Raw genomic sequence first — 6,330 nt, 5'->3', positions numbered from 1 at the left:
GTCGTCGCCGGCGCCAACGTGCGCGACTGGCTGCGCTCCGGGCAGACCGACGAAACCCTGATGGACATCGCCAGCCCGGTCGACCAGCACCAGCGCCTGAGCCTGCGCCTGATCGCCTATTCGCCCGAGCAATGGCTGCTGGTCGTGCGTGATGTCACGCAACTGTTGCGCCTCGAGCAAGTCCGCCGCGATTTTGTCGCCAACGTCTCGCACGAACTGCGCACGCCGCTGACGGTCGTGCACGGCTACCTCGACATGATGGAGCCCGACGAACATTCCGAATGGCATCCGATGATCGGCGAAATGCGCCGGCAATCGCAGCGTATGACGCAACTGGTCGAGGATCTGCTGACGCTGTCGCGACTGGAAGCGCAGGATCACCTGCCCGAGGAAATCATCGGCATGGCCTCGTTGCTGGTGACGCTGCGCCGCGAAGCCGAAGCGATCAGCCAGGGCCGGCACCAGATCAGCGTCGAAGACACTGCGCAATGCGACCTGCTCGGCTCGGCCAAGGAATTGCACAGCGCGTTTTCCAATCTTGTCAGCAATGCCGTGCGCTACACGCCCACCGACGGTCGCGTCAGCATCCGCTTCGAGCGCACCAGCGATGGTGGCGCACGCCTCGCAGTGCAAGATAGCGGCTACGGCATTCCCGCCCAGCATCTGCCGCGCATCACCGAACGTTTTTACCGCGTCTCCACCAGCCGTTCGCGTGAATCGGGCGGCACCGGCCTCGGCCTGTCGATCGTCAAGCATGTGCTGAGCCTGCACCAGGGCCGGCTCGAGATCGAAAGCGAAGTCGGCCGCGGCAGCACCTTCGCCTGCGTTTTCGGTCCGGAACGCACCCGCCCCCGCGGCTATTAGCCGCCTTTGTCGAATCCAACGACCATGCCCCTGACCAAGATGCCGACCACGATTCCGACCGCAGCGAACGTTCCGATCGCGCCGACCGATGGCGAGCTGTTTCTCAATCGCGAACTGTCCCAGCTCGAATTCAACTTCCGCGTGATGGCGCAGGCCGAGGACATCAGCCTGCCCCTGCTCGAACGCCTGCGCTATCTGTGCATTTCCTGCACCAATCTCGACGAGTTCTTCGAGATCCGCGCCGCGACCGTGCGCACCGCGCTGCAATTCGGCGGCCCGCTGATCCCCGACGGCATGGCGCCTGCACGCGCACTGGAATTGATCCACACCAAGGCCGGCAAGCTGGTCGAGGCGCAATACCATTGCTGGAGCAAAATCCTGCGCCCGGCCCTGGCCGAATCCGGCATCCGCGTACTCACCCGCGAAAGCTGGAACAAGGAGCAGACGCAGTGGCTGCATGATTATTTCGAGAACGACATCCTGCCGGTGCTATCGCCGCTGGGCCTGGATCCGGCGCATCCGTTCCCGCGCATCCTCAACAAGAGCCTCAATGTCGTCGTCGTGCTCGAGGGCAAGGACGCATTCGGCCGCCGCGGCGGCATGGCGATCGTGCGCGCCCCACGCTCGCTGCCGCGCATCATCCAGATCCCGGAGGAAATTTCCGGCGGCAAGCACGACTACGTTTTCCTCTCCGCCGTGCTCACCGCCTTCGTCGACGACCTGTTCCCGGGCATGTCGGTCAAGGGTGCGTACCAGTTCCGCGTCACCCGCAATTCGGAATTGTTCGTCGACGAGGAAGAAGTCGAAAACCTCGCCAGCGCGCTCAAGGACGAATTGCTCAGTCGCGGTTTCCGCCCGGCCGTGCGCCTGGAAATCGCCGAGGATTGCCCGAAGAACATCCTCAACACGCTGCTGGAAAATTTCGACCTCAGCGAGAACGCTGTCTACCGCATCAACGGCCCGGTCAATCTCAGTCGCGTGCTGCAGGTCTACGACCTCGCCAATCGCCCCGAACTGAAATTTCCGCCATTCAAATCGCGCAAGGCGGCGCTCGACGAAGACGCGCCATTCGACAGCATTCGTGCCGGCGATGTCTTGCTGCATCATCCCTACCAGAGTTTTTCCAGCGTACTCGACCTGCTTGCCGCCGCCGCGCAGGACCCGAATGTGCTCGCGATCAAGCAAACCGTGTACCGCACCGGCAAGGACTCGAAGATCATCGAGCACCTGATCGCCGCCGCACATGCCGGCAAGGATGTCACTGTCGTCGTCGAACTGCGCGCGCGTTTCGACGAGGAAGCCAACCTCAAGCTCGCCGACCGCCTGCAGGAAGCCGGCGTGCAGGTGATGTACGGCGTGGTCGGCTACAAGACGCACGCCAAGATGATGCTGATCGTGCGCCGTGAAGGAAAAACGCTGCGGCGTTACGTGCACCTGGGCACCGGCAATTATCATTCCGGCACCGCGCGCACTTACACCGATATCGGCCTGATGACCTGCGACCCGGAAATCACCGCCGACGTGCACGGCATGTTCCAGCAACTTTCCGGTCTGGCGCCGGCGTTCAAGCTCAAGCGCCTCATGGCCTCGCCATTCACCCTGCACAAGGGCCTGCTCAAGAAAATCGAACGCGAGATCAAACATGCCCGCGCCGGCAAGCCCGGCCGCATCATCGCCAAGATGAATGCGATCAACGAAGACACGATCATCCGCGCGCTTTACGAAGCCTCGCAGGCCGGCGTGCAGATCGAGCTGATCGTGCGCGGCGCCTGCTGCCTGCGCCCGGGCGTGCCGGGCATTTCCGACAACATCACCGTGCGCTCGGTGGTTGGGCGTTTCCTCGAACACAGCCGCGTTTACTGGTTCGGCAACGACGGCGAGCCGGAGATTTTCTGTTCCAGCGCCGACTGGATGGAGCGCAACCTGCTGCGCCGGGTCGAGACCTGCTTCCCCATCCTCGACCCGATACTCGCCAAGCGCGTGTTCGACGAGGAACTCGCCAACTATCTCGCCGACAACATGCAAGCCTGGCAACTCAACGCCAAGGGCAATTACACTCGCGTCCTGCCCTTGGGCGACGCGGCGCCGTATTCGGCGCAGGGCGCGCTGCTCGCAAAAATGTGTGGATGACCGATGCCCGTTGCCGCCAATCCGCCGCTGCAAGATGGTGACCTGCTCGCCGCCGTCGATATCGGCTCGAACAGTTTCCACATGGTGGTGGCGCGTTACGTGCTCGGGCAGTTGCGCATCGTCGACCGCATCAAGGAACACGTACGCCTGGCCGAAGGCCTCGACGGCAAGGGCGGCCTCAGCGACGACGCGCTGATGCGCGCGCTCGACTGCCTTTCGCGCTTCGGCCAGCGCCTGGCAACGATCCCGCCGCAACGCGTGCGTGCGATCGCCACCAACACCGTGCGCCAGCTCAGTCATCCGCACAATTTCCTGATGCCCGCCGAAGCCTCGCTGGGCCACGACATCGAAGTCGTCGCCGGCCGCGAGGAAGCGCGCCTGATCTATCTCGGCGTCGCCCACGGCAATCCACCGCGCAACAAGCGCCGGCTGGTGATCGACATCGGCGGCGGCTCGACCGAATTCATCATCGGCGCCGGCTTCGAAGCACTGGAGCGCGAGAGCCTGCAGATGGGTTGCATCGCGACCACGCGGCGTTTTTTCGCCGACGGAAAGTTGTCGAAGAAGCGCTGGAAGGAAGCGCAGACCGAGATCACCGCCGAATTCCAGCAATTCGTCTCGACCTATCGCAGCGTCGGCTGGCAGGAAATTTTCGGATCCTCGGGCACGATCAAGGCGATCGGCGAAATCGCCACCAGCATGAAGCTCACGCGCGGCGCAATCACCGAAGCCGCGCTGGCCACGATCCGCGACAAGTTGCTCGAGTTCGATCGCATCGAGGACATCCGCCTGCCCGGTCTGTCGGCGGATCGCCGGCCGGTGATCGCCGGCGGTTTGTTGATCCTCGACGCCGCTTTCGCCGAACTCGATCTCAAGCGCATGCAGGTCAGCGACGACGCCCTGCGCGAAGGCGTGCTTTACGACATCGTCGGCCGCGGCGGCGAACGCGATCCGCGCGATGCCTCGATCCTCGCGCTGTGCGCGCGTTACGGCGTCGACAAGGATCAGGCGCAGCATGTCGAGACGACCGCGCTGGCCTTGTTCGACCAGGTCGCCGAGTCCTGGCAACTCGATGCCGACGACCGCCAGATGCTGGCCTGGGCCGCGCGCATCCATGAGATCGGCCTGGTGATCGCGCACAGCCAGTATCACCAGCACGGTGCCTATCTGATCGAACATTCCGACATCGCCGGCTTCTCGAAAACCGAACAACAGTTCATCGCCGCGTTGGTGCGCAACCAGCGCCGCGGCGTGCATCGGCCCAGCGTCGACTCGCTGCCCGACCGTCTCGGCCGCTCGGCGCTCAATTGTGCGCTGTTGCTGCGCCTGTCGGTGCTGCTGCATCGCAGCCACGACCGCGACGACATCCCGCGGGTCGCGCTGAAGGGGCGATCCACCGGCATGGAGCTCACGTTGTCGCAGCACTGGCTCGAGGCGCATCCACTCACTCAGGCCGATCTCGACAGCGAACGCGAGCATCTCAAGGACGTCGGCCTGAGTCTCGAGGTCGCCTCGGGCTGAATCGTTTCCGCATCGGCGCAGACGCCGGTGCCGTCATGTCGGCGTCATCCCGTGGTCATCGTGCCGGCATACCGGCGCGCCAAGCTCGCGGGCATGAACACGAACCTGCACATCGAACTGGTTACCGAAACCTATCCGCCCGATGTCAACGGCGTTGCCCTGACCGTGCAGGCGCTGGAACAAGGCCTGCGCGGACTCGGCCATCGCGTCGCGTTGATCCGTACCGAGCAGGCCGAGGAAAGCCTGCAGGCGCGCGCCGACCTGATGCTGGTCGACGGTGCGCCGATCCCGCGCTATCCGGGTCTGCGCTTCGGCCTGCCGGCGGGTCGGCGATTGCTCGCACGCTGGCGCGAGCAGCGGCCCGATGCGATCTACGTCGCCACCGAGGGCCCGCTCGGCTGGTCCGCGCTGCGCGCCGCGCGACAGCTTGGCATTCCGGTCGCAACCGGTTTTCACACGCGCTTCGACGACTATGTCGGCCGCTACGGCGCCGGCTTTCTCGCTCCCTGGGTGTTCGCGTGGCTGCGCCGTTTCCACAATCGCGGCCAGGCAACGCTGGTACCTACGCTGGAATTGCAGCAGCAATTGCACGACCAGGGTTTCAAACACGTGCAGCGCCTCGGCCGCGCGGTCGATACCCGCCAATTCCATCCGGGTTGGCGCGATGCCGCGCTGCGCGCGAGCTGGAACCTGGCTGACGATGACCTCGCCATTCTCTGCGTCGGCCGCCTCGCCCCGGAAAAAAATCTCGGCCTGCTGCTGCGCGCCTTCCGCGCGCTGCAGGCACAACGGCCGCGCGCACGCCTGGTGTTCGTAGGCGATGGCCCGGCCCGTGCGGAATTGCAGGCGGCGAATCCCGATGCGATTTTCTGCGGCATCCAGCGTGGCGACGAACTCGCCCGCCACTTCGCCAGCGCCGACCTGTTCGTCTTCCCCAGTCTTTCGGAAACCTTCGGCAACGTCACCCTCGAAGCCATGTCCAGCGGTCTGGCCACCGTTGCTTTCGATTACGGCGCGACCCGCGAGCACCTGCGCGATGGCGAACACGGCGCAGCCGTGCCGTTCGGCGATGAACAGGCCTTCATCGATGCGACGCTGCGGATCGGTACTCAGGCTTCGCTGTTTCGCATGGGCGAAGCCGCGCGCGGCGCAGTCCAACATCTGCATCCCGATGAAGTCGCCCGTGCATTCGCGCGCCTGCTGCATGCACTGGCCGAGATCAAGCAGGCCGCATGAAACCCGTCGCCAGCCAGTTGCGTGATCGCGAACAGGCCTGGTGCCTGGTCGCCAACCGCTGGGGCACGCGGCAGGTGGTGCGCGCGTATTTCCGCATGGTCAGCCGGCTCGGCGACGGCGCGTTCTGGTATGCGCTGATGGCGATGTTCGCGTTGTTCGAGGGTTGGCGCGGTCTTTCCGCCGCCGGCCACATGCTCGCCACCGGTGCCGTCGCGGCGGTGCTGTATCGCAAGCTCAAGCGCTGGACGAAGCGGCCGCGTCCATTCGCCACCGATGCGCGCATCCAAGCGTGGATCGCACCACTCGACGAATTCAGTTTCCCCTCGGGCCACACCTTGCACGCGGTCTCGTTCACCCTGGTCGCGCTCGCCTACTATCCTGCGCTGGCCTGGCTGCTGCTGCCCTTCACGCTGAGCGTGGCGATTTCGCGCGTGGTGCTGGGCATGCACTATCCCAGTGATGTTCTCGCCGCGACCGCGATCGGTGGTGCGCTGGCGTCGCTGTCGCTCTGGCTGGTGCCTGGGGTCAGTCTGTTTTTCTGAGCCCGACAGGCGCGGACGATCCAACGCATAAAAGCTT

Annotated in this window: 5 protein-coding genes; all 5 read left to right on the top strand. The window is 64.7% G+C overall.

What is annotated here, in order from left to right:
• A partial coding sequence (phoR, locus tag VKM35_RS07870) for a phosphate regulon sensor histidine kinase PhoR (protein ID WP_324320116.1) occupies window positions 1-864 on the top strand: 864 nt, incomplete at its 5' end.
• Window positions 865-903: 39 nt separating this feature from the next.
• The gene (ppk1, locus tag VKM35_RS07865) at window positions 904-2,994 is read left to right on the top strand and encodes a polyphosphate kinase 1 (protein ID WP_324320129.1); all 2,091 of its coding nucleotides are present in this window, start codon (window positions 904-906) and stop codon (window positions 2,992-2,994) included.
• A gap of 3 nt (window positions 2,995-2,997) precedes the next feature.
• Window positions 2,998-4,515: an exopolyphosphatase gene (ppx, locus tag VKM35_RS07860; protein ID WP_324320114.1), complete on the top strand. Its 1,518-nt coding sequence runs from the start codon at window positions 2,998-3,000 to the stop codon at window positions 4,513-4,515.
• A 105-nt stretch (window positions 4,516-4,620) separates the two neighbouring features.
• On the top strand, window positions 4,621-5,751 hold the full coding sequence (locus tag VKM35_RS07855) for a glycosyltransferase family 1 protein (protein ID WP_324320127.1): 1,131 nt from the start codon (window positions 4,621-4,623) through the stop codon (window positions 5,749-5,751).
• The gene (locus VKM35_RS07850; RefSeq protein WP_324320112.1) at window positions 5,748-6,293 is read left to right on the top strand and encodes a phosphatase PAP2 family protein; all 546 of its coding nucleotides are present in this window, start codon (window positions 5,748-5,750) and stop codon (window positions 6,291-6,293) included. Before VKM35_RS07855 ends, VKM35_RS07850 begins: the two co-directional genes overlap by 4 nt.
• Window positions 6,294-6,330: the final 37 nt, after the last annotated feature.

It is taken from the genome of Arenimonas sp. (assembly GCF_035312645.1).
In the GTDB taxonomy this organism is placed as follows: domain Bacteria; phylum Pseudomonadota; class Gammaproteobacteria; order Xanthomonadales; family Xanthomonadaceae; genus Arenimonas.
This window is presented reverse-complemented; position numbering and strand designations above follow the sequence as displayed.

What these genes read in the sequence shown, in the direction of transcription:
- ppk1 (WP_324320129.1), top strand. Translation starts at nt 904, where the DNA reads ATGCCGACCACGATTCCGACCGCAGCGAACGTTCCGATCGCGCCGACC.
- ppx (WP_324320114.1), top strand. Translation starts at nt 2,998, where the DNA reads ATGCCCGTTGCCGCCAATCCGCCGCTGCAAGATGGTGACCTGCTCGCC.
- VKM35_RS07850 (WP_324320112.1), top strand. Translation starts at nt 5,748, where the DNA reads ATGAAACCCGTCGCCAGCCAGTTGCGTGATCGCGAACAGGCCTGGTGC.